This is a genomic window from Virgibacillus kekensis, assembly GCF_042654125.1.
Taxonomy (GTDB): Bacteria; Bacillota; Bacilli; order Bacillales; family Amphibacillaceae; genus Lentibacillus; species Lentibacillus kekensis.
The window spans coordinates 107,128-130,603 of the sequence record NZ_JBHSFU010000007.1 but is presented as its reverse complement, the minus strand read 5'-3'; the positions used below and the strand labels follow the sequence as shown (position 1 = coordinate 130,603).

19 protein-coding genes and 1 tRNA gene are annotated in these 23,476 nt (G+C 42.4%); 1 reads left to right on the top strand and 19 read right to left on the bottom strand.

Annotation, left to right across the window (positions count from 1 at the left end):
• Positions 1–330 precede the first annotated feature (330 nt).
• From ACFO3D_RS12965 to ACFO3D_RS12945, 5 genes are all read right to left on the bottom strand, one after another.
• Positions 331–567 carry a hypothetical protein gene (locus tag ACFO3D_RS12965; protein WP_390296615.1) on the bottom strand — a complete coding sequence of 79 codons (237 nt, stop codon included), beginning with the start codon at positions 565–567 and terminating at the stop codon, positions 331–333.
• Between the two features lie 224 nt (positions 568–791).
• Positions 792–2,000: a quaternary amine ABC transporter ATP-binding protein gene (locus ACFO3D_RS12960; protein WP_390296613.1), complete on the bottom strand. Its 1,209-nt coding sequence runs from the start codon at positions 1,998–2,000 to the stop codon at positions 792–794.
• The gene (locus ACFO3D_RS12955; protein WP_390296611.1) at positions 2,000–2,857 is read right to left on the bottom strand and encodes an ABC transporter permease; all 858 of its coding nucleotides are present in this window, start codon (positions 2,855–2,857) and stop codon (positions 2,000–2,002) included. The genes ACFO3D_RS12960 and ACFO3D_RS12955 overlap by 1 nt, the downstream gene beginning before the upstream one ends.
• A gap of 69 nt (positions 2,858–2,926) precedes the next feature.
• A complete protein-coding gene (locus tag ACFO3D_RS12950; RefSeq protein WP_390296609.1) occupies positions 2,927–3,934 on the bottom strand; it encodes an ABC transporter substrate-binding protein in 1,008 nt (335 codons plus the stop codon).
• A gap of 738 nt (positions 3,935–4,672) precedes the next feature.
• Positions 4,673–5,746, bottom strand: coding sequence for an undecaprenyldiphospho-muramoylpentapeptide beta-N-acetylglucosaminyltransferase (locus tag ACFO3D_RS12945; RefSeq protein WP_390296607.1), 1,074 nt, complete (start codon positions 5,744–5,746; stop codon positions 4,673–4,675).
• A 112-nt stretch (positions 5,747–5,858) separates the two neighbouring features.
• Here ACFO3D_RS12945 and ACFO3D_RS12940 point away from each other — a divergent pair, with 112 nt between their 5' ends.
• Entirely contained in the window at positions 5,859–7,220 is a 1,362-nt protein-coding gene (locus tag ACFO3D_RS12940; RefSeq protein WP_390296605.1) for an MATE family efflux transporter, read from the top strand.
• Positions 7,221–7,242: 22 nt separating this feature from the next.
• Here the strand turns inward: ACFO3D_RS12940 and ACFO3D_RS12935 are convergent, their stop codons facing one another.
• The 14 genes from ACFO3D_RS12935 to ACFO3D_RS12870 form a co-directional block, all read right to left on the bottom strand.
• Entirely contained in the window at positions 7,243–8,670 is a 1,428-nt protein-coding gene (locus ACFO3D_RS12935) for an aldehyde dehydrogenase family protein (RefSeq protein ID WP_390296603.1), read from the bottom strand.
• 350 nt (positions 8,671–9,020) lie between these two features.
• A complete protein-coding gene (locus tag ACFO3D_RS12930; protein WP_390296601.1) occupies positions 9,021–10,211 on the bottom strand; it encodes a NupC/NupG family nucleoside CNT transporter in 1,191 nt (396 codons plus the stop codon).
• A 783-nt stretch (positions 10,212–10,994) separates the two neighbouring features.
• Positions 10,995–12,284, bottom strand: a complete 1,290-nt coding sequence (locus ACFO3D_RS12925) for an NCS2 family permease (RefSeq protein WP_390296599.1) — start codon at positions 12,282–12,284, stop codon at positions 10,995–10,997.
• 208 nt (positions 12,285–12,492) lie between these two features.
• A complete protein-coding gene (odhB, locus tag ACFO3D_RS12920; RefSeq protein ID WP_390296597.1) occupies positions 12,493–13,797 on the bottom strand; it encodes a 2-oxoglutarate dehydrogenase complex dihydrolipoyllysine-residue succinyltransferase in 1,305 nt (434 codons plus the stop codon).
• Positions 13,784–16,648 (bottom strand): 2-oxoglutarate dehydrogenase E1 component, encoded by a 2,865-nt coding sequence (locus ACFO3D_RS12915; protein WP_390296595.1) that lies wholly within the window; start codon positions 16,646–16,648, stop codon positions 13,784–13,786. The genes odhB and ACFO3D_RS12915 overlap by 14 nt, the downstream gene beginning before the upstream one ends.
• A 433-nt stretch (positions 16,649–17,081) precedes the next feature.
• Complete coding sequence (gene trmL / locus ACFO3D_RS12910) at positions 17,082–17,555, bottom strand: tRNA (uridine(34)/cytosine(34)/5-carboxymethylaminomethyluridine(34)-2'-O)-methyltransferase TrmL (RefSeq protein WP_390296593.1); 474 nt, start codon at positions 17,553–17,555, stop codon at positions 17,082–17,084.
• Between the two features lie 44 nt (positions 17,556–17,599).
• Positions 17,600–18,445 carry an amidase domain-containing protein gene (locus ACFO3D_RS12905; protein WP_390296591.1) on the bottom strand — a complete coding sequence of 282 codons (846 nt, stop codon included), beginning with the start codon at positions 18,443–18,445 and terminating at the stop codon, positions 17,600–17,602.
• A gap of 89 nt (positions 18,446–18,534) precedes the next feature.
• On the bottom strand, positions 18,535–18,819 hold the full coding sequence (locus tag ACFO3D_RS12900; RefSeq protein WP_390296589.1) for a DUF5316 family protein: 285 nt from the start codon (positions 18,817–18,819) through the stop codon (positions 18,535–18,537).
• Positions 18,820–18,882: 63 nt separating this feature from the next.
• The gene (locus ACFO3D_RS12895) at positions 18,883–19,389 is read right to left on the bottom strand and encodes a methylated-DNA--[protein]-cysteine S-methyltransferase (protein ID WP_390296587.1); all 507 of its coding nucleotides are present in this window, start codon (positions 19,387–19,389) and stop codon (positions 18,883–18,885) included.
• Positions 19,390–19,421: 32 nt separating this feature from the next.
• Complete coding sequence (queG, locus tag ACFO3D_RS12890) at positions 19,422–20,567, bottom strand: tRNA epoxyqueuosine(34) reductase QueG (RefSeq protein WP_390296585.1); 1,146 nt, start codon at positions 20,565–20,567, stop codon at positions 19,422–19,424.
• Between the two features lie 13 nt (positions 20,568–20,580).
• Positions 20,581–22,284, bottom strand: coding sequence for an ABC-ATPase domain-containing protein (locus ACFO3D_RS12885; protein ID WP_390296583.1), 1,704 nt, complete (start codon positions 22,282–22,284; stop codon positions 20,581–20,583).
• Between the two features lie 157 nt (positions 22,285–22,441).
• Positions 22,442–22,515, bottom strand: a tRNA-Gly gene (locus ACFO3D_RS12880).
• Between the two features lie 152 nt (positions 22,516–22,667).
• Positions 22,668–22,985 carry a helix-turn-helix domain-containing protein gene (locus ACFO3D_RS12875; protein ID WP_390296581.1) on the bottom strand — a complete coding sequence of 106 codons (318 nt, stop codon included), beginning with the start codon at positions 22,983–22,985 and terminating at the stop codon, positions 22,668–22,670.
• Positions 22,975–23,358 carry a cyclic nucleotide-binding domain-containing protein gene (locus ACFO3D_RS12870; RefSeq protein ID WP_390296579.1) on the bottom strand — a complete coding sequence of 128 codons (384 nt, stop codon included), beginning with the start codon at positions 23,356–23,358 and terminating at the stop codon, positions 22,975–22,977. Before ACFO3D_RS12870 ends, ACFO3D_RS12875 begins: the two co-directional genes overlap by 11 nt.
• Positions 23,359–23,476 lie beyond the last annotated feature (118 nt).

The window sequence follows — 23,476 nt, the reverse complement described above, 5'->3', positions numbered from 1 at the left end:
ATGACCTCCTCTCATTTTTTATCCTCACTCATTATAGTGGTTGTAAAATTCAAAGTCAATAACTTTTTAAAATATTTTCATTTTTCTTAAGGCATTTGTTTCATTAATTAATTCATCAAGTATAACGCCCTATCGGATTGACGAAGGGGGGGTCTGTAAGATCTATTTTTAAATGGAGCAATCATTTGCGAGGTGAAGTGCTTTAGTTCGGAGAATAGTTAGATTAGGAAGGTATGCTCAAGAAGGGGTTGGACAATAAAAAGAGAGAATAACACTGGTTTCTGGGTTATTCTCCACATTAATTTTCTATTATTTTTGCTGACGATATGCTCAACGTACGCCTGTTTCCACATCGTCTTTATTTTTGAATCCCAGATTAACCATATTTTCCACTTTTTCTTTCTCTACATTGGTCGCTGAAGCAATTTCTTCTACGGAGACTTTAGGACATTTTGCAACAAAGCTCCTTACACGGTCACTTTCAACCAGACATGTTGGGCACATCATAAACGGACTGGATTCCATTGGCTTTTTACATAACCGGCAATTTCGTATAAATGTTCCCATTATATCACCCCTGCGACTTGTTAGGTTTATCTTACACCATTCGACAGTCTAAAACAATGCAATGTGGGAATTGTTTGAAAAATAAGTAAATAGTCATAGCCTACATTTCAAAAGTCCTACATTGCTATTTTCCAAAGATATACGAAAACCGGCCACATTATGTGACCGGTCAAGGGGGAAAACATAAAATATATATTTTTATATCTTGTTTCAGTGACTAGCACTTATATATGGTATAACTCTGTTTCGTTTACTTCATCGGAAACAAGCCCGGATAATACGTGCACCCGTAAAATGAATCCAACCAGCTTATTCTGCTCGTTGACAACTGCAAGCGGGAAACTGGACTCCAGTGCTTTTGGAATTAATTCATTTACATACTCATCACGTTGTACCATAGTAATGTCTTTTCGCAAGATATCTTCAAGGGACGACTTCTCTTTAATCCCTTTAATTACATCGTCAATTGTGACAATACCCTTCACATGACGCTGCCGATCAACCACAAAAACACTGGAAATACCGTTCTCTTCCATTTCCTTACGTGCAACATTCAAGCCATCTTTAAGTGATACAAGCGCGTTTGGCTTAATCATCACATGTTCCGCCTGAAAGACTTTTGACCGGTCGATATCCTTAATGAAATCAGAAATATAGTCATTTGCAGGTTTTTCGATGATTTCCTCAGGTGTACCAATCTGATTTACCTTACCATCCTTCATAACAGCAACTCGGTCACCAAGTTTAAATGCTTCGTTAACATCGTGTGTAATAAAGATTATCGTCTTTTGCAGTCGCTCCTGAATATCAAGAAGTTCAAGCTGCATTTCCCGACGAATAAGTGGGTCAAGAGCACTGAATGGCTCATCCATCAAAAGGATATCAGGATCATTTGCAAGAGCACGGGCCAAGCCAACACGCTGCTGCATTCCACCCGAAAGCTCCTGAGGGTATTTATCCTCGTATCCCTTAAGACCGACTATCTCGATATTCTTTTGAGCAATCTTCTGCCGTTCTTCTTTTGGAACGTTACGGATTTCCAACCCATATTCAACGTTCGCCATAATTGTTCGATGATCAAATAAACCGAAATGCTGAAACACCATTGCTATTTTTTCCTGACGAACTTTCTTAAGCTGGGACCCATTAAACTTTACAATATCTTCTCCATCAATATAAATCGATCCGTAAGTAGGTTTGTTCAGGAGATTGAAACATCGGATCAGCGTAGACTTACCACTTCCGGAAAGCCCCATAATCACAAAAATTTCGCCCTGTTCGACTTCAAGGGAAGCATCGTAAACACCTACAGTATGACCGGTCTCTTTCAGAATTTCATCCTTTTCCATACCATCTTTTATTTTCGAAATCACCGACTTTGGTTTTGGTCCGAAAATTTTTGACACATGTTCCAGTTTAATTTTTGTAGTCATTAGCTTACCCTCCTGTGTTTCTGGAGTTTATCGGCTACCCCGCCGGTAATCCGATCAATAATAATTGCCAGGAATACGATACTGATTCCCGCTTCAAAACCAAGCGCAATATCAATCTGGTTGATGGATACAAGAATTTGTTCACCAAGTCCCTGTGCTCCAACCATAGAAGCAATAACCACCATCGCGAGAACCATCATGGTTGTCTGGTTAACGCCGGCCATAATTGTCGGCAATGCCTGTGGAAGTTGAATTTTAAATAGCATTTGCCATTTTGAGGATCCAAACGACTCTGCCGATTCGATAACCTCTTTGTCGACTCCGCGGATTGCCAGTTCAGTAAGCCGGATTACAGGAGGAACTGCATAAATCAGCGTGGCAAAAATTGCTGATACATTACCAAGCCCGAAGAAGAAGATGGCAGGAATTAAATAGACAAAACTCGGCATCGTCTGCATGGCATCCAGAACTGGACGCATCACTGTGGATACACCTCTACTGAAAGCCATCCAAACTCCCAGAGGAATTCCAATTAAGAGAGAAATCACCACCGCGGTAAGCACAATCGCTATTGTGGTCATCATATCTTCCCATAAACCGAATGTACCGATTAAAAATATAAATCCACCATAAAGCACGCCTGATATCAGAGACTTAAAATACCAGCCAAGCAGAATAATAATCACGATAAACACCCACCATGGCATCCATAACAGAAAATCTTCAATCCCATTGATAAATTGCGTGGAAAACAGATAAATAAAATCAAACAGACTTTCTAATGATTCATCCAGAAAACTTACTATACTATCAACATATTCACCTAGATTGGTAGTTATTTCAGGAAAACCACCCATAGGATTCACCTCTTTTTTTAAAATTAGAAAAGCAGCCAACCTATAGCGGCCAGCTGCTTGGAAGATTAATTACTTAAGAGATTCTTTGACTTTTTTGGCCACGTCTTCTGGTACCCAGCTGCTCCAAAGGTCCTCGTTTTGTTTCATCCACCACATCGCTGCTTCTTGTGCAGTTGCGTCTTCATGATCGTTCATGTAATTAAGTGCTTGTTCTGTAAGGTCACTGCTGGTTTCGTAGTTCTTAAGGAATTCCACTACTTTTGGTGCAGCTTCTGGAATATCCTTGTGCACCGCTACAACCACATCATTCGGCGGGAACTCAGTAGCTTTCGTTTTTTCATAAACTTCCGGATCATACTCTGGTTCTTCCAATAATGTCAGGTCATATTTCGCTGTTACAGCAGTTGGGGCCCAATAATAACCAACCCATGGTTCTCCTGCTTTGTATGCGTCAGCAAGTGATGCTACAATCGCTGCATCTGAGCCTGGCATAAAGTTTTCGAAAGTCTCGGTTAAACCATATGCTTCCATTTTCTGTGATATAGCTTCAGCGACCGCCCAGCCACTTGGTGCGTTAATCAGACGACCTTTATCCGGATTGGATGGATCGGCAAAAAGCTCAGGATATTTCTTAAGGTCTTCAACCGTTTTCAAGTCTGGTGCCATTGGTTCAATTCCTCGTTCTTCATCACCTTCGATTACATACGTTGGTACATAAAGCCCCTGAACATTATCATCGAAGTTTACAGAAACTTTTTCAATGTCACCTGAATCAATCATTTCGTTATACACTTCTTTAACGTTATCCGTCCATATTTCCATGTAGATGTCAATGTCACCTTCCCTGAATCCCTGCAATGTTGCTGCAGTTGAACCAGGAGTTACTTCCGTTTCAATTCCATAACCTTCTTCGATGATTTTCTGTGCGATACTGTTATGCACTTTGATACTGTTCCAGCCAGCATCAGCCAATACAAGTTTATCAATCTTTCCTTCTGAATCCGCTTCCGAGCCTCCACCGCAGGCCGAAAGTACTATTAATAAAACAGTAGCCAGCAATAATACTAGTTTCTTCATTTGAAAACCCCTTTTAATTTTTTTTGCATCCCTGAATCCATTGAAAATAAGTAATGACTTTGCGTAAGTCCCTAAAATGAATATGTGTAAAATAGGAAGGAAAACTTCAAAAGCGTAAGCACAGGCGCTTAAAGGAAGTGATGATGAAGACGCATTGAATTAACAACACTCTTTATACTAGTAAAACAGTGTTTTTTAATCAAACTGCAAAAAACGTAGTAAATTCTGATTAATGGGGATTTCTATAGTTGAGTGGTTCTATTCTTCGTATACTAGCTTATTTGTCGAAATTACTTCATAAATCGTAATAGTTGTAAGGGTATAGGTGTGGATCTTTTACTGATTCCCCTTTACTTAGCAAGCTAAACCTTTTTATTTTTAGCTGTTTTCTAAGAGATTGTGTTTTTTGTCACCAAAGCTATCAACTGCGCCGTAACATTAGAAGACTTGGAATTTGAGTTAACAATAGAATGAGGTTCTGGGCGTCCCTCAAAGTGGAACCTCATTCCGTTATAAGGTTGACGAAAGAACCCCAGCTCAATTACGAGCTGGGGTTCTTTTTTTATTAGCGTATTTTTGAGTTTTATCCGCGTTCAATGGCGTTTTATCCGCGCTTATCTGGATTTATCCGCGTTCGACGGCACTTTATCCGCGCTTATCTGGATTTATCCGCGTGCAACGACACTTTATCCGCGAATACCAGGATATATCCGTGCTTAACAGCATTTTATCCGCGAATCATCGCTTAGCTGTACTTTTAATAATCTCCATCACGCGATCACGTGATTGTTCGCTTTTATATTTTTTCATGTTATCTAGCATGATTGGTGCATGTTCTTTTAGCTGGAAAAGTTCTTTTACCAGCGAATTATTAGTCATTTGCTCTTCCTCCATTACCCGGGCATAGCGTTTCTCAGTGAATGAGTTAGCGTTGATAATCTGGTCTCCCCTACTTGCACCCTTGGACAGTGGGATTAGCAACATAGGTTTACGTAAGGCGAGAAATTCAAAAATAGCATTTGAGCCTGCCCTGGAAAGAACAAAATCAGTCGCCGCAAAAAGATCTTTCAAATCTTCATTAACGTACTCAAATTGCGCATATCCTTGACGCTCCACTGTTGGATCAGTTTTATCGTAGCCGCAAATGTGCGCGATCTGAAATTCATCAAGGAGACTATCAAGGCTCTCTCGAACAGTATTGTTGATATTTTCCGATCCACCACTGCCGCCCATAATCAGAAGTACCGGCTTTTCTCTGGTAAATCCGCATAACTCAAGCCCTTTGTTTTTATCTCCCTGGAAGAGTTCATCGCGGATAACGGCCCCAACGTATTCAGCCTTATTTTCCGGCAGATATTTCATTGTTTCCGGAAATGTAGCGAGTACTTTTTGGGTAAATGGTATGGCGATTTTATTAGCAAGCCCTGGTGTGAAGTCAGATTCATGCACAACAGACGGTACTTGGCGCATTTTTGCAGCCATAACTACTGGTACGGAAACAAAACCACCTTTTGAAAAGATGACTGATGGCTTGCGTTTTCCGATAATCCGCCATGACTGTAATGTCCCTTTCAGTACTTTAAAGGGGTCTTTCAGGTTTTCTTTTGACATATAGCGGCGTAGTTTTCCTGTGGAAACCGCATGATATGTAACACCCTCAAGTGGTTCAATCAGCTTTCGCTCAATACCATTATGGGAACCTATATAGTCTATCTCCCAACCTTCATCCTGAAATATGGGAATAAGTGCAAGGTTTACAATTACATGACCGGCAGTCCCTCCGCCGGTAAAAAGAATCCGTTTCGTTTTCATAGGTAATCTTCCCTTCTTTCACAATCCTAAATAACACAGTATAATAACGTTTATGAGTCATAAATTTGCTCCCTCCATACTAATCGAAATATACACAAAAAGGAAGGGTATTATGTATAAGACAACTACTCTGAAGGAAAAATTGAAATTATTCTTTACTATATTAGTACCCATTCTGATTACACAGGTAAGCATGTATCTGATGAACTTTTTTGACACCGTGATGTCAGGGCAAATAGGTGCCGCGGATTTAGCAGGTGTTGCTATCGGTTCCAGTCTGTGGGTTCCGATATTCACAGGCATAAATGGAGTACTCCTGGCGATCACCCCTATTATAGCGCATCTGACTGGGTCAGGAGAGGACGATGAAATTGCTGGCAAAGTTCAGCAGGGGATTTATCTGGCAGTTGCCCTGGCCATCATCGTCCTGGCAGTGGGAGCTCTCGCAATTAACCCCGTGTTAAATACCATGAGTCTCGCTCCAGAGGTCCGCCATATTGCTTTCATTTACCTTGTGGCACTGGGGACCGGGGTTGTACCATTATTTATTTTCAATACGCTGCGCTGTTTTATTGATGCATTGGGCCAAACAAGGATATCGATGGTCATTATTCTGATATCGCTTCCTTTGAATATTGTTTTTAACTATATCTTCATTTTTGGGAAACTGGGTGTCCCTGCATTCGGCGGTATTGGTGCGGGAATTGCAACTGCGATTACCTATTGGCTTGTTAGTTTTATTGCACTCGGTATCATTTATAAAATAAATCCATTTCGTAAATACGGAATATTGTCCAACTGGGTAATACCCTCCCTGAAAGCATGGTTGGAACAATTGAAGATTGGAATACCCATAGGTTTTGCTATCTTTTTTGAGACGAGTATCTTTTCAGCCGTCACACTGTTGATGAGCGAGTACAATACCAACACAATCGCCGCACACCAGGCAGCAATTAATTTTGCTTCTTTATTATATATGATACCACTCAGTGTCGGGATGGGTCTTACGATAGCCATTGGCTATGAGATCGGCGGCAAACGATTTGACCACGCGCGGACGTATGGGTATATCGGTATCAGTGGTGGTCTGTTTATCGCTGCGTTCGCAGGTCTTGTCCTTTATGTTTTCGACGGGTTCGTGGCTGGGCTTTACAGTAACAATCCAGAAGTCATTGAGCTAACAAAACAATTCATCTACTTTGCAATCTTTTTCCAGCTTGCAGATGCGTTTGGTGCTCCGATTCAGGGGGCCCTTCGCGGTTATAAAGATGTAAATATGACATTGATTATGGCGTTTATTTCTTATTGGGTCATCGGATTGCCAAGCGGATGGCTATTGGCTAATTACACTTCGCTTGAACCGTTCGGCTACTGGGTTGGCATTATCATCGGCCTTAGCTGCGGTGCATTGTTCCTGTTTGGCAGACTGCTTCGCCTTCAAAAGAAATACCTGAACACTAGTAAAGCCCACTAATGCAGTGGGCTTTTTTCCAACACTAGTTTTCCAGATTCATTACTACCAAGCGCTCTTCAGTCATTTCATCAATCGAGTACTTTGGTCCTTCTTTTCCCCAGCCACTGTCTTTCACACCGCCATATGGCATGAGATCAACTCGATATTGGGATGAGTCGTTAATCATTAGACCGCCGACTTCCACTTTACGTGCTGCATAAAATGCTGTATCCAGATTTTTTGTGAAGATGCCACCCTGTAAACCGTATGGTGACTCATTTAACTCATCGATACACGCTTCCAAATCATTATATGGCAGCAGGCTGACGACTGGAGCAAAAATCTCGTCGTAAACAACCTTCATATTTTTCGTTACATTGGTCAGCACGGTTGGGTAAAATAACGGCCCTTTCCGTTCGCCACCTGTAAGGACTTCAGCGCCATTTTCCTTTGCGTCTTCCACCCAATCTTCTGCACGCTTGGCCTCATCTTCAGAAATCATCGGTCCAACGTCTGTATCCTTATCATTTGGATCGCCAACTTTCAATTCCTTCATTGCTTCAAGAAGTTTCTCCTGAAAATCTTTTTTAACCGATTCATGGACATAAACGCGCTGAACTGAAATGCAGACCTGACCGGCATAAGCAAAACCCTTCTGGGCAATGTTTGTTGCGGCCTGCGCCACATCTGCTTCTTTATCAACGATGACTGGCGAGTTGTTGCCAAGCTCGAGAATAAGCTTGTTTAGTCCGGTATTCTGCTTTATTTTCAGACCTACTTCTGCGCTTCCTGTGAAAGTATAGAGGGAAATACGTTCATCCTTCTGCATCTGTTTTCCGACAGTGGAGCCAGAACCAACAACGACATTCAGGAGACCTGCAGGCAATCCAGCTTCCTCAAAGAGTCTCGCAAGTCTTAACGCAGTTGTCGGTGTTGCACTTGCCGGTTTCAGAACTACAGCATTTCCCGCTGCAATTGCCGGCGCAATTTTATGTGCAACAAGGTTTAGAGGAAAGTTAAATGGACTAATAGCGCCAACCACACCGACTGGCATCTTAATTGTAAAAGCCATGCGATTTTCTGACCCGGGTGCAGCGTTAACTGGAACACCATGACCGCTAAGCCGCTTAGCTTCCTCGGCGGACAACTCAAACGTCTGGGCTGCTCGGTCAACCTCGGTCTGTGCCTGCTTTAGCGGTTTACCAGCTTCCTGCACAATCGATAAAGCGAATTCCTCCTTATTTTCCTGCAGTAACTCAGACACCTTTTTTAGTACCTCAAAACGGTCATACGCTGATAATCCATTTGACTTGTAAGCTTTTTGAGCGCTTTTAACCGCCTGATCGACTTCCTCTTCCCCAGCCTTGGAGACTTCGGCGTATGTTTTCCCTGTGTGTTTGTTCAGGACTTCCAATTTATCATCGGTTTGAATCCATCTACCATTTATAAACAAATCAAACTTTTCACTCATTCTACCGCTCCCCTTTTAAAAAGACTTCACGTAGAATGTTTTCCTTTTCCACAAACCCCGTAAACATGACCTTAGAACAACTCGACAATCGCTTCGTATAAGACAAGAACAAAAGCGCAAGCGCCCTGCTTATCACCGTATGACCTGGACGGAATCGTATGAGATAAAGGAAACACAATGAGCAAAGCGAATTGATGTTGACTTATCGTAAGAAGAGTCCGGAAGGGCACTAGGTGATGGGCGCTGTAGCTGGACGTGGCTCTTGCTGGAAAAGAGCTTTATAGAGCCAAAATTATATACTTTCTTACCTTGTAAAAAAACCGCCCAGAATAGGACGGTCTTTAAAATTCTTATAAGAACAAACCAACAATTGTAGCTGACAATATAGATGCAAGCGTAGCACCAATCAGCAGTTTCATACCGAATCCTGATACTTTAACTGCTTTTTCACTATCAATCGCCTGGACTGTACCAGCAATGATTCCGATTGATGAGAAGTTTGCGAAACTAGTCAAGAATACGGAAACAATACCGACAGTTTTTTCGGACATGGTATCAAGCATTTGCTCAAATTGCAACATGGCAACAAATTCATTGGTAACAATTTTGGTACCCATGACACTACCAGCCTCGATAACTTCACCAGGAGCGATCCCCATCAGGATTCCTAGCGGGGCAATTATATAACCCAAAATCTGCTGTAGGGTAACTCCAGCGAATACCAGCTGAATCAGCCAGTTAATTAGTTCTAGAGATGCTATAAATGCGACAAGCATAGCGGCAACAATCAGTGCAATTTTTCCACCGTCGAGTGCTCCATTACCCATTGCTTCAAAAATACTTTTTTCTTTTGATACTTCCCGCACATCCACATGGTCATTTTGCGGTGTAACGCGAACCGGTGCGATTACCGAAGCGATCACTAATGCACTGAACATGTTCAGTGGCAGTGCAACCAGCACATATTCTGGCGGAAGCATCTGAATGTATGCACCAACAATGGATGCTGAAACCGAACCCATAGCGGAAGCACTTACAATATACAAACGGTTTTTATCTAGATGGTGGAACTGTGACTTGATCGCTAACAATGCTTCTGATTGTCCGAAAAAGATACTGTTGACTGCATTGAACGATTCGACTTTAGGCAGACCGGTAATCTTAGAAAGAAACCCGCCAAAATATTTGATGATCGGCGGCAAAATTCTTAAATACGTTAATACCGATAGGATGGTTGAGAAAAAGATAATCAGTAACAGTACATCAAAGAAGAAGACACTGCCCCCATCCACACGAGCAACACCACCAAGAATAAAACTGACACCCTCATTACCAAATTCAATCAGTTTATTAAAAACTGCAGATATTGCATTGATAATGTTTTGTCCAATTTCAGTTGAAAACATAAACCATGTTATTAACAATTGCGCAACTAACATAACACCGATGCCCCGATAGTTGATATTTTTTCTATCATTAGACATCAGGAATGCCAGCCCGAGGACGACGACAATCGCCAGCAAGCCGAGAAGAATATCCACGGATGAGCCTCCTTATTATTATTACAGCCATAGTGAAACGGCTTTCAATTATAAACTCCATTAGTGATTTTAGCAGGTTGTCAGACGTCTTGCAAGGTGAAAGATGTTCCAATTTATATAAACAACATATTTAGTAATTCCCTATTAATAAGATTTTTAATACCCGGAAGGAAAGTAAATATGGACTATACTTATAATCGAATGAAATACTAGGAAGGAGGCACCATGTTGAAATGATGCCTCCTTTTCTTATTGGGAAGCGAATATAAAATTAGTAGGATTGCTTGACCCAGCCAGGTTGGGTTTGAATTCAGCGCCCGGGAGATTTTTTCAGCGCTAAATAGAGGAATTTGGCATTTTTCAGCGCTCCATTGTTCTAATTCAGCGTTCACCGGTGGTTAATCAGCGCTAGTGGAATTTTTTTCAGCGAAACGCCTCTTCGTTCATGGAAAAAGGCCCTTCCATTACAGGAAAGTCCTTCTGCGAGAAAACATACTGTAAAATCCGAAGCCAGTTGACGTATGTTGGCGTTTGAACAAAAGCGCAAGCGCCCTGCTTATCACCGTATGACCCTGGACGGAATCGTATGAGATAAAGGAAACACAATGAGCAAAGCGAATTGATGTTGACTTATCGTAAGAAGAGTCCGGAAGGGCACTAGGTGATGGGCGCTGTAGCTGGACGTGGCTCTTGCTGGAAAAGAGCTTTATAGAGCCAAAATTATATACTTTCTTACCTTGGTAAAAAACCCGACACAACATACGCGCGTCGGGCTTCTTCTTTCTAGTGTGCAGGGAAGAAAATCATTTGCAGAATAAATACTACCGCAAAGAAGTATAGAATCCAGTGTACATCTTTTCCTTTACCACTAGCGAGCTTGAGCAGGGGATAAGTGATAAAGCCAATGGAAATACCTGTTGCAATACTTGAAGTTAATGGCATCGTAAGAATAATTGAAAAAGCTGGAAATGCTTCATCAAATGTCTTCCAATTAATTCGTGCCAGTCCCTCCATCATAAAGCAGCCGACTATAATGAGTACTGGCGCTGTTATCGCGGGAAGACCTGCAATCGCACTGATAACAGGTGTGAAAAATATCGATACAGCGAATAGTCCGGCAATAATTAACGATGTTAGTCCAGTACGTCCGCCAACTGCGACACCGGATGTAGATTCAATATAGGCCGTAGAAGGGCTTGTTCCAAACATTGACCCCACTGTTGTTGCGGTAGCATCGGCCAATAATGCAGATTTGGCTCGCGGCAATTTACCTTTTTTCATAAAACCTGCCTGTTCAGCAACCCCAATCATCGTACCGGTTGTATCAAAAATAGTAACAAGCAGAAAAGCAAATACAACTGTGTAAAGACTATTGGCAAAAACCCCGCCGATATCCAAATCAAAAAATACGGGTACAGGCGGTAATGATGCGAACCCATCAGTGAATTCAAGCTGTCCGGTAAAATAACCAATAACACCTGTAGCCAGCATACCAAGGAACAATGCCCCTTTTATGTTCCGCGCAATTAGCACAAGCGTGACAAACAGCCCGGAAAGCGTGAGCAACGTGATCGGCTGGTGAAGATCACCGAATCCAACCATATTTGCTTCATTAGGAACAACTATTCCGGACATACGCAGGCCAAGAAATGCTATAAACAGCCCGATTCCGGATGTAATCCCAAATTTCAATGAAGGCGGGATTGCTTCAATTAATGTCTCGCGCAATTGCGTAAAACTTAACAGAACGAACAATACACCAGCAAGAAATACAGTACCAAATACCACTTCATAGGATAAGCCCTGTGAGGCTACCACACTTGCAAAGTAGGCATTCAATCCCATTCCTGGTGCAATGGCTATTGGATAGTTAGCGAATAACGCCATAATAACTGTACCAGTCACTGCAGAGATGACAGTCGCCATGAATACCTGGTCAAACGGCACCCCTGCAGATGAAAGAATCGCAGGGTTTACCACAATGATATATACCATCGTAAGGAATGTGGTTATGCCTGCCGTAACCTCTGTACGGATATTTGTATTGTTTTCATTCAACTTAAATAGATTCATCAATTAGTTCACCTTACTTCCGAATAATTATAATCACCATTTCATATAATATTCGTTTTTAACACGAAATGCAATGCTGCACAGGATTTTTCTTAGCAGAAATTATTGATTCCGATTAGTCTTTTCCGTTGATTCTTTATTTATTTTTTTAACAAAAAAATCCGCTCTGGCTTCTATAGCCAAAGCGGATTTCCCCATCAGGATATTATTATCCTTCAAGTAGCAGATCATATGGATCTTCAAGCAATTGTTTAATACGTACCAGGAATTGAACGGCCTCTTTGCCATCTACAATACGATGGTCATATGACAATGCAAGATACATCATTGGACGAACTTCAATTGTATCATCCGGCATTACAATAGCACGCTTCTGGATATTGTGCATTCCCAGGATACCAACCTGTGGTGCGTTCAGAATTGGTGTGGAAAGCATAGATCCAAATGTTCCGCCGTTTGTAATAGTGAATGTTCCACCCTGAAGATCCTTCAGTGCAAGCTCTTTATTTATAGCTTTCTGGCCAAGGGTTTTAATTTCACGTTCCACCCCAGCGAAGTCCAGTTTATCCGCATCGCGGACAACAGGTACAACAAGACCCTCTTCAGTGGAAACAGCTATTCCAATGTCATAGAACTTCTTCAGAACTAGTTCATTTCCCTGAATCTCAGCGTTCAACAGTGGGAACTCTTTCAGAGCGCCAATTACGGCTTTCGTAAAGAATGACATGAAGCCAAGCTTGATATCATGCTTCTTCTGGAAGTTTTCTTTACGCTGGTTACGAAGTTCCATAATTGCTGTCATATCCACTTCGTTAAAAGTAGTCAGCATTGCAGCTTCCTGCTGAACTTCAACAAGACGATTAGCGATTGTCTGACGGCGACGGCTCATCTTAACACGTTCAACCGGCTTATCGAATTCCGTTTTCTCGGAGCTCTTCTTGGACTCCTCTTTCTTTGGTGCTTTTGATTCTTTTTTCTCGTTTCCACCTTTTGCAGTGGCATCCACATCTTCAGGACGGATGCGGCCAAGCGGATCGCGTGATTGAACTTCACTTAGGTCGATTCCAAGTTCACGTGCACGCTTACGGGCTGCTGGAGAAGCAATTACATCCTGCTTGTCGCCGGAAGACTGTTCTTTATCTTCTTTCTTCGCCGGTTCTTCTTCTTTTTTAGGAGATTCTTCCTTCTCGGATTTCTCTTCTTTTTTCTCTTCTTTAGGTTCTTCTTTGGACTCTTCAGCAGAATCGTCGGAAGAGCCATCGTCCCCGCCGGCTTCACCATTTTCGTCGACTTTAGCAATTACATCGCCGACTTCAACGTCGTCGCCTTCTTCGCGCAGAATCTCTGTGATAACCCCTGCAAAATCAGAATTGACTTCCACGTTTACTTTATCAGTTTCTAATTCTACAACAGGGTCGCCTTTTTCGATTTTGTCACCTTTTTTTACAAGCCATTCGGCAATTGTTCCTTCTGTAATAGATTCTGCCAGTTCCGGAATTTTAATTTCGCTCACTGGAATCTCCTCCTTTTGACGGGTTTATAGCTTTCCGTATTAACTGATTTTGTTCTGTTTTGTGTACGTTTGGTTCCCCAACAGCCGGTGCAGAACGATCCGGACGCCCTACATAACGCAGTGACTGCCCTTCTTTCAGAGCATCTCTTAAATAATCATCAACAAAATTCCAGCTGCCCATGTTTTTCGGTTCTTCCTGGACCCAGACAATTTCTTCAAGGTTAGGAAGCTCTTTTAATTCTTTCTCCAGCTGTTTTTTCGGGAATGGATAAATTTGTTCAAGACGTAATGCCCGCAACCAGCTGTAATCTTCATCTGAGTTGGCAATGGCATCCTCGATGTCCACCATTACTTTACCACTGCCGATAAGCAGACGCTTGGCATTTTTCTTGCTTACTTTCAAATTAGGCTGATTTCGTAATGGCTCAAATTTGCCATCCGTAAATTCTTCAGCAGCTGAAGCTACCTTCTGATTACGCAGCAGACTCTTCGGTGTCATAAGCACCAGCGGACGAGCTTCTTCCTGATCACGCATTGCAGCCTGACGGCGAATCAGGTGGAAGAATTGTGCAGATGATGTCACATTTGCAACAATCCAGTTATTCTCGGCAGCCATCTGTAAGTAACGTTCCAGACGAGCGCTTGAATGTTCTGGTCCCTGGCCTTCATAACCATGCGGCAGAAGCATTACCATATTGGATTTCTCGCCCCATTTTGCCCGGCTAGAAGCAATGAACTGATCAAAAATCACCTGAGCTGCATTGGCAAAGTCACCGAATTGCGCCTCCCAGATTACAAGTGTATCTGGTGAATGAACACTGTATCCATATTCAAATCCAAGCACACCTGCTTCAGACAGTGGACTGTTCCGGATATCAAACGATGCTTCGACTCCTTCAAGACCATGCATTGGACTGTAAGTTTTTGCAGTATTAACGTCGTGCAGTACCATATGACGGTGAGCGAATGTGCCACGTTCAGTATCCTGACCAGTCAAACGGATTGGAATACCATCTTTCAGAATTGACGCGTAAGCAAGCGCTTCACCAGCACCCCAGTCAGCCTTATTGCCTTCTTCGAGGACATTTTCGCGACGTTTCAGGATTTTCTCTAGCTTTTTAAATCCGTTGAAACCTTCCGGTCGATTAAGTAATCCCGCATTCAGTTTCTTCAAATCTTCAAGCGGCACTGCAGTTTCAAAACGATCCAGACCGTTTTTCAGAGCTTTTGGCATACTTTTGGCTTCTGCTGAACCAGTTTCATTCTCCTTCATGCTTTCATAAATCTCTCGAAGTTCGGTCTGTACACCGTCCTTCATTTTTTCAAACGCATCTTTATCAACAACATTGTCGTTCATCAGCTTTTCTGCAAATACATTTGCCGCTGTCGGATGATTGTCGATATCCTGATAAAGCCCCGGCTGTGTAGTACGTGGCTCATCCATTTCATTATGTCCGTAACGACGATAACCAACAAGGTCAATCAGGAAGTCTTTATGGAACTTCTGACGATACTCATATGCAATCTTAATAGCTGAAACACATGCAATCGGATCATCAGCATTGACGTGAATAATCGGAATCTCATAACCTTTCGCCAGATCACTTGCATATGTCGTTGAACGACCATCTTCCTGATTAGTTGTGTATCCGACAAGGTTGTTAGCGATTATATGAAGTGTTCCACCAGTACGGTATCCCGGAAGTCCGCTCAGGTTCAGCGTTTCCGCAACTACACCTTCACCGATGAATGCGGCATCCCCATGAATCAAAACGCCAATTGCATTGTTAATCTCCTGTTTTGGATATCCTTTTTCCCCTCGGTCATCCTGTGCTGCGCGGGCCATCCCTTCAACAACTGGATTGACAAATTCAAGGTGAGAAGGGTTATGGGCCAATGTTATACGTGTTGCTGTTTCATCGCCTTCCTTGACATCCTTTGTTGCCCCGAAGTGGTATTTTACATCACCTGTCCATCCGTAGTTAATTCCGGTAGACCCTTCAGATGGAATCAGTTCCTTATTGGGTGAGTGATGAAATTCGGAAAAAATCTTATCATATGGCTTTCCAAGCACATGTGCCAAGACGCTTAAACGTCCGCGGTGCGCCATACCCATCATAATATTTTTAACTTTGTCCTCAATCGCATGCTTCACAATACGATCAAGCATAGGAACCATCGCTTCAAGTCCTTCGATGGAGAACCGCTTCTGGCCAACGAAAGTCTTCTGTAAAAATCCTTCAAAACCTTCAACGTGTGCTAGGCGTTCAAGCAACTGTTTTTTCTCTTCGTCATCAAGTTTAAGGTGAAACTGACCTGATTCGATACGTTCCAGCAGCCATGCACGTTCTTTTTCGTTATTAACATGATCATATTCAAATGTTATCGTTCCTGAATATAGTTCACGTAACCTCTTGACAACTTCATAACCATCCGATACATCACTTGGCGGTTGCTCCCACAGCCATGCAGCCGGCATGTTACGCAGATCTTCCTTGGTTAACCCGTACGTTTCCGGATTGACCAAATCTGTTTTGCGTTCCTTACTTCCTACCGGATAAATGTCTGCTTCCAGGTGTCCGAAACGACGAATAGCCTCAACAAGTTTCATTGCTGAGGTTAACTTCTTAACATCATTTATGGAAGTTTGCTGTCCGGAAGTTTCCTGTACTGTATTCGATGGCTGTTTAAGCCAGTCAGGGGCTCCATATTGATCAAAAATCTCCCTTAGTGAAGGATCAACTGCCTCGTGATCTTCCTTATATAAGTCATATTGCTCTTCAATATAACCCAAATTGGGACCATGAAACTTACCCCAGAATCGCTCATTGGATTCTTCATTCTGTGCCACGTCTTATACCCCCATTAGAAGTTAACTTTCTCCGTTGCATAAACGGTCTTTTACACTCATGTTCCATTATAGAACGCACGAATAACTTCATCAACTAATATACCCTATTTTCCATACAGAAACTAGTATTAATATTCATTCCAAAATCAGGATATGTGACAGTTTCCGATATGTGTATTTCTTTTGGTTCACATTATGGTTGTTATTCGGTATAATATGGGTATAATTATAATAGTGAGCCTTACATAGAGATATAAGGAGGAAAACGTCATGGATTTAGCTTTACTAATGGGCGTTATCGTAACATTTATTGTATCTTGTTTCACATCAGGTTATGATGCGAAACCAGGAATACCTAAAAAGAATCAATAATCAACTACAAAACCGTCATGTTCCGCATGACGGCTTTTTTCTGCACTATTATTTTCAGCCTCTACTTAAGCCCTGCAAAGTTCTGCTGTCTTAGTGCTTCGTATATTATTATCGCTGCAGTATTGGACAGATTCAAGGACCGGACTTTGTCATTCATATGAATCCGCAGACATTTGTCTTTCTTACCAACCAGAAGTTCTTTTGGTATTCCAGTCGTCTCCTTGCCAAACACAAAAAATAGCTCTTTTTCCGTATCACTGTAATCATAATCTGTATAGTATTTCGTCCCAAAGTTTTCTATATAGTAAAAAGTTCCTTCCGGATAAGTGTTATATAATTCCTCAATGTACATATATTCCCTGATGTCAACGTGTTTCCAATAATCTAATCCTGCCCGCTTTACCATTCTATCGTCGGTTGAAAAACCAAGTGGGTGAACCAAGTGCAGGGTGGCACCTGTGGCAAGGCACGTTCTTGCTATATTACCCGTATTCGCGGGGATTTCCGGTTGAAATAAAACAACATGTATGCTCACTGCTTCTACTCCTAACTCAGGTAATTACTCCAATTATTATATCATTACTCGCCAATCCGGAAAAATTTATATTGAATTTCCGGAGTCCATGCAGTTGAATCCTCATACGACCAGTAACGATGCCGGCTGTTGTCGGTATGAGCATTAACGAGTGGCATTCCATATGCATCCATTGCTACAACAATTGTGTTATGATCCCATCTGCCATCCCCCTGAAAATCATAGCAGATTACATCTCCGAGAAGAAGATTACTTGCCGATTCCACTTCTTTGCCTTTGAGCCCCGCTTGTGATCCGCTCAAGTACCAGCGGAGTGAATGGGCAACCGCCCAACTATAGCTCCAGTTATCGCCTTGGTACCACCAGCCCTCCCCGCGGTTTGGAGCTCCCCGCATCGGAGCTCCACCTGCATAGAGACACTGGGAAATAAAGTTTGTACAGTCGACGTCAAACTTCCTGTATGCAGGATTGTAGCTGTTCCACCAGCGCTCAGCATACTGAACAGCTGCATGCCGGTTGTATGAAAAGCGTGTTTCCGCAGGGTCTCTCTTGTTTTCAGAGCTCATTGTCGGTTCCTCGTTAGTACTATCTTGTCGTTCAACAACGTGATGTTCTGTAACCCTACCATTCTTTAGCTGAAAACGGTACGGAACCACCTGTTCCTCCCTGATAAACTGGCCTCTTTGCTTTACCAAAAAAGAAAGATGGAGTAAGTATTGATAAAAACTCTGATTCGAATGCCGCATTCTTTCAAACAAGTGGCCTTCTCCGCTAATTTTGACAATTTCAGCATCCCTGTCCCTGAATACAGCTTTTTTCCGCTCCCACCATTCCTCTTCAGTCTCCTCTTTCTGAAAAAAATCCAGCCATGTTTTTTTGATTTCGTCCATAAAAAATCCCCTCCATTACATTGTATGGAAGGAATGTTCGTCCAAAGCATTTTAAATTAGTTGTTTAGTTATAAAATACAGCAACCAGCTTAAATTAGAAACAAAAGTGCTCCGATGAGGAAATGTGGAATCATAATCACGCTTGAGGTAAACATGGCTTTCTCCCGGCTTCTTCTTTCCTCTTTATTTTCTGTATGGTAATTAGCCCGCAACTGGGGACCGCTAACGAGTACTCCACTCGTTAACATGGAAATCAATAAAAAAAAGATACCGATACCAATTTCAATCTTTGCGAAAAATACGGGATCTACTATTATCCCAATAACAAATATTAATAAAGCGACCGCAGTACTAATCCGGAATGCTTTTTTCAAGGTAACTACCCCATTTCAAAATGGATTAGTATATTCTACGGGGTAGTTGTCGAAATGTTTCATTTATTTAACTTCATGCTTCAGCAAATATTCTTTTTTATCCAACCCACCATTATATCCGGTCAGGCTACCATTAGTTCCAACCACCCGATGACACGGTACCACAATGGAAAAAGGATTTTTATTCACGGCACCACCGACCGCCCGGACAGCTTTAGGTCTCCCTATGGCTTCGGCGACATCCTTATACGTTTTGGTTTCTCCATACTCTATTGCTGTAAAAAGTGCTTGCCAGACTTCCTGCTGAAATGGCGTACCATAAAAAGAAAAGTCAAAAGTAAACTGTTTCCGCTCACCAGTAAAATACTCGTTAAGCTCTTGTTTTGCATGCTCCACGTGTGAAGCATCCCGGATAAATTCAGGACTGTCAAAATAACGGTTGCTCCAACGCATCATTTTTTCTTCAACATCCGCCAATGAACCATATTCTATCCGGACAATTTTTTCGCCATCACTAACCAGCAGCAATATGCCGACAGGTGTTTCCATTTCATCATAATAAAGTTTCATGTCAGATCTCCTTCCAGATTAAAGGTCAAGCCTTATCTAGCTGACGATTCCTGTTGAAAGCAAAGTCCTTTTTCCATTTCGACTATTACCTGTTCATCTTCTTCTTTTGTCATTGCTTTCCGAATTGCACGATACGCTTCGTCGGTTCCTATTTTTCCAAGCGCCCATGCGGCAGTACCTCTTATCACCGGACGGACATCGTTATTCATGACTTCGATAATCTCATCGACCGCTGATTCGTCCCGGTAGTGCGCAAGCGCAATCAGAGCGTTACGCTGCAATGGTTTCTTCCCGCGCCAGGAACCGGCTATATGGCCGAAAGTTTTTTTGAACTCCCGGTTAGACATCCGCAGCATAGGTTTGAGTTTTGGCTTGGCGACATCGGGATCCGGCTCAAGCTCCTCATGCAAGTGAAAATCAACGTTTTTATTATACGGACAAACTACCTGGCATGTATCAAACCCATAAATGAAGTTACCGATTTTGGAACGGTATTCATCATCAAGGAACCCCTTCGTCTGTGTCTGAAACGCAAGGCATTTTTGTGCATTCAATTGTCCGCCTTGAACAAGGGCTCCAGTCGGACATGCATCCAGACATTTGGTGCAAGAGCCACAGCCATCGGCCAGCGGTTTATCCGGAACAAACGGAATATTGGTAATCAGTTCTCCTAAATATACGTAGGAACCAAACTCCGGGGTTATAATAGCGGTATTCTTACCACTGAATCCTATTCCGGCACGTTCGGCAACAGCCCGGTCAGACAGCTCTCCCGTATCCACCATTACCTTATTCGACGCACCGGGTATCTTTTCCTTTATAAAAGTGTTAAGCTTCTCCAATTTCTCGCGCAATACCACATGGTAATCGACACCCCATGATGCACGGCAGAACACACCCCGCCGTTCATCTTTGCTGCTTTTCGGTGCATTTTTTATTCTTGAAGGGTACGCGAGGGCTATTGAAATAATTGATTTAGCCTCGGGCAGTAACCGCTCAGGCTCGGTCCGTTCCTCAATCGACCCTTTTTCAAATCCAGACTGGTAGCCAAGAGACTGCTGTGTACGTAAGCGTTCCTTCAGCTCACTGAACACGTCAGCTGAAGCGAACCCTATTTTATCTATGCCAATTTCTTTACTGTAGTCAATGATGTCCTGCTTCAGCTGAACGTTATCCATTCAGTAAACCTCCCTATTTTTGTGTCACGTTTGCTGTCCGCATCCGGTTCAGAACTGCGGCAATTTCATACCGGCGCGGTCGGGCAATATCACCTGGATGCTGGTTTTTAAACACGGTGAATGATGCCAGCCCATCCCGGTCCATTTGCTGCTCAATATCATCAAGTAATTCAGCCAGTGACTTTCCGCCAAGTTCACTATTTCTGTCCAGATACTGGATGATTTCAGCAATCATTCGTGTCTGAGACGGATCCACCAGTTGCTCTGTATCATCAAACGATATATCGGTTCGTCCCATAATGATTTTTGTAAGACCCTTTGCCTGGGTTTTATGATTCTTTCCTTTTTTGGTCTGCAAGGAATTTTGTTTAAAAGACCGCTTGGTTACATCACCGAATGATTGATCTGCTGTCATATCACGTTCCAATGGATTCTTTCGCATGATATCGCGCGCCTCATCTGTCACATTATACGGAACATATGACTCCATCTTGATCACGGAATCGGCAACGGCAAAATAATCACCGGATCCGCCCATAACTAAAATTGTCGAAACCCCACGCTGGTCGCTCATCTGTTTAATTCGATCAATAAACGGTGTAATCGGTTCTTTATCTTTTTTCACGAGTTGCTGCATACGATGGTCACGGATCATGAAATTCGTCGCACTCGTATCTTCATCAATCAGTAATGTAGATGCCCCGACTTCAAGTGCCTCCATAACGTTTGCCGCCTGTGAAGTGCTTCCGCTGGCATTCTCTGTTGAAAAAAACGAGGTATCCTGTTTATGCGGCAGGTTATTGATAAATGGTGAAATATTAACACCAGTTACCTTTCGTCCGTCTTCCGCCCGGATTTTAACTGCGTCACGATCTGTCAGAACAAACCCCCGTCCGTCCCCTTCAACATGCGAATAGACCCCACGCTCGATTGCTTGAAGAATTGTACTTTTTCCGTGGTAACCTCCGCCTACAATAAGTGTAACGCCCCTCTTGATGGCCATTCCTTTCACGGGTTCAACACGGTGCGGAATGTTAATGGACACCTCATTCTCAGCGGGGCTTCTGAAAGCCACCGCGTTCTTCATAGGCCTATTGCTAATCCCGCTTTCCCGCGGCAATATTGACCCATTCGCAATGAATGAAATCCAATCGTTTGTTTGCATTTCGGCCCGGATTGCTTCCTGCTGATCAGCCAATTGGGTCGCCTTCTGAATCTCTTCATCGGTAATTTTAAACACAGAGTTATTAATAACCTGTGGAATCACGCTGGAAAATAACTTCTCTGCCTCACGTCCATTAATTCGCCGTCCATTGGCGGGAAGGCCTACTGATATACAGACGGTCATTGATTCTGGACTCACCTGAACTGCACTGCGTTCCAAAACTTCCTGACCAGGTTTGTCGAATAGAATCTGACCACTCTTCCCGGACCCTTTTATAAAAAAGTTTCCCTGCGTGATTGCAGACCCTACTTTACGGGCAATTATATCTTCTGTAGCTGTTTTCCTTGCCTCGGTTTCTAGCCAGGTCTTTTTAACCTCGCGCTTTGCGGCTGGAATTACAACCCGAATCTTAGATGGTGAAGCAAACGGGTCACCCTGAACATAATCCAAGTGTAAATTAAAATTTTTATACTTGTAGTGACCCTGCACACTTTTGTATGCTTTATATCCTTTCCCATCTAGCTGTTTTAACTTCTGCATCAATTCTTTCATAGCCACAACCCCTTACATCACAGTTTGTATCCTTGTTTAAGAATACTATGTAAAAAACAGCCGCTTCAAGCGAACCGCAGATTTGTTACAAAATAAAAAACGCAACGCTTCGTAAATCCTGGTTACGAAACACTGCGTTAAGACGTATGTAATGTATTGGAGCGGGTGATGGGAATCGAACCCACATCATCAGCTTGGAAGGCTGAGGTTTTGCCACTAAACTACACCCGCACTTGAAATTATCCGCTTTTTTTGGGAACGATTTTAATTATAACAACTCTATTAAATCGTGGCAACAATTTTCTACAATTTTTTTACCTCCCATAATCTTCCTCAACTAAACGAAGTCCCCTGCACGCTCCATCTGAGCTCAGGGGAGGCGATTACAGCACACAATTATTGACTCCGCATTTGTCACATACCAGCAGTTTCTTAAAATAGTCCATGTCTTTCAGTGTGAAAGTTTTATTTTCGTTTTCAATTATCCCTTGATCCTTCCATTTATTCACAATCCGGCTGACTGTTTCCCGGGAGACAGCAATGTGCTTGCTTATAACGCGAATCATGATTGGTTCGGTAATCTCAATTCCATTTCCCGTTACTTTTCCGTGCATATTGGAATATCGGACAAAAACTGAAGCGACTGCTCCTTCCGATCCAAATGCAAGATAATCTCGTATTTTAGCATTGCTAGCCTCCAAGGACTCCGCCACCCAGCGTGTAAATTGGATGCCCATCCCCCCCATTTTCTGTGATTATATTTTCAATTGTATCCCTATCTATTTCACATAATAGGCATGAAGACTGTGTTTCTGCTGTATTAGAATATCTGCTTCCACTGAAGATACCTATTTCTCCAAACCCGTCATTCAGTCCACGCATAAAAATAGTCAAATCTTTATTCTCCCCGAGTTTTTTGTACACCCGCACCTCTCCCTTCAGAATAAAGAACAGCTTATCAGCACGGTCGCCTTCCTCAAACAAAGGAACCCCTTTTTGTACCTTCCTTTGGTGTGAATTTGCCAGAAGCAGATCATATTCTTGCTTGTTCAAACGCTCTAATAAAGGTTCCATTTTCCACAGCTCCCTTATGTTTCTAATCAAAATTATAATTAAGATACGAAAGAGTTTCTGTGATAATTATCACTATTCATTAAAAGTTTTACATATAGTTAAATACACTTTAAAATAA

Coding starts and splice junctions, on each gene's coding strand:
- ACFO3D_RS12965 (WP_390296615.1), bottom strand. CDS start 567: ATGGGAACATTTATACGAAATTGCCGGTTATGTAAAAAGCCAATGGAA.
- ACFO3D_RS12960 (WP_390296613.1), bottom strand. CDS start 2,000: ATGACTACAAAAATTAAACTGGAACATGTGTCAAAAATTTTCGGACCA.
- ACFO3D_RS12955 (WP_390296611.1), bottom strand. CDS start 2,857: ATGGGTGGTTTTCCTGAAATAACTACCAATCTAGGTGAATATGTTGAT.
- ACFO3D_RS12950 (WP_390296609.1), bottom strand. CDS start 3,934: ATGAAGAAACTAGTATTATTGCTGGCTACTGTTTTATTAATAGTACTT.
- ACFO3D_RS12945 (WP_390296607.1), bottom strand. CDS start 5,746: ATGAAAACGAAACGGATTCTTTTTACCGGCGGAGGGACTGCCGGTCAT.
- ACFO3D_RS12940 (WP_390296605.1), top strand. CDS start 5,859: ATGTATAAGACAACTACTCTGAAGGAAAAATTGAAATTATTCTTTACT.
- ACFO3D_RS12935 (WP_390296603.1), bottom strand. CDS start 8,670: ATGAGTGAAAAGTTTGATTTGTTTATAAATGGTAGATGGATTCAAACC.
- ACFO3D_RS12925 (WP_390296599.1), bottom strand. CDS start 12,284: ATGAATCTATTTAAGTTGAATGAAAACAATACAAATATCCGTACAGAG.
- ACFO3D_RS12905 (WP_390296591.1), bottom strand. CDS start 18,445: ATGGACGAAATCAAAAAAACATGGCTGGATTTTTTTCAGAAAGAGGAG.
- ACFO3D_RS12895 (WP_390296587.1), bottom strand. CDS start 19,389: ATGAAACTTTATTATGATGAAATGGAAACACCTGTCGGCATATTGCTG.
- queG (WP_390296585.1), bottom strand. CDS start 20,567: ATGGATAACGTTCAGCTGAAGCAGGACATCATTGACTACAGTAAAGAA.
- ACFO3D_RS12885 (WP_390296583.1), bottom strand. CDS start 22,284: ATGAAAGAATTGATGCAGAAGTTAAAACAGCTAGATGGGAAAGGATAT.
- ACFO3D_RS12870 (WP_390296579.1), bottom strand. CDS start 23,358: ATGGAACCTTTATTAGAGCGTTTGAACAAGCAAGAATATGATCTGCTT.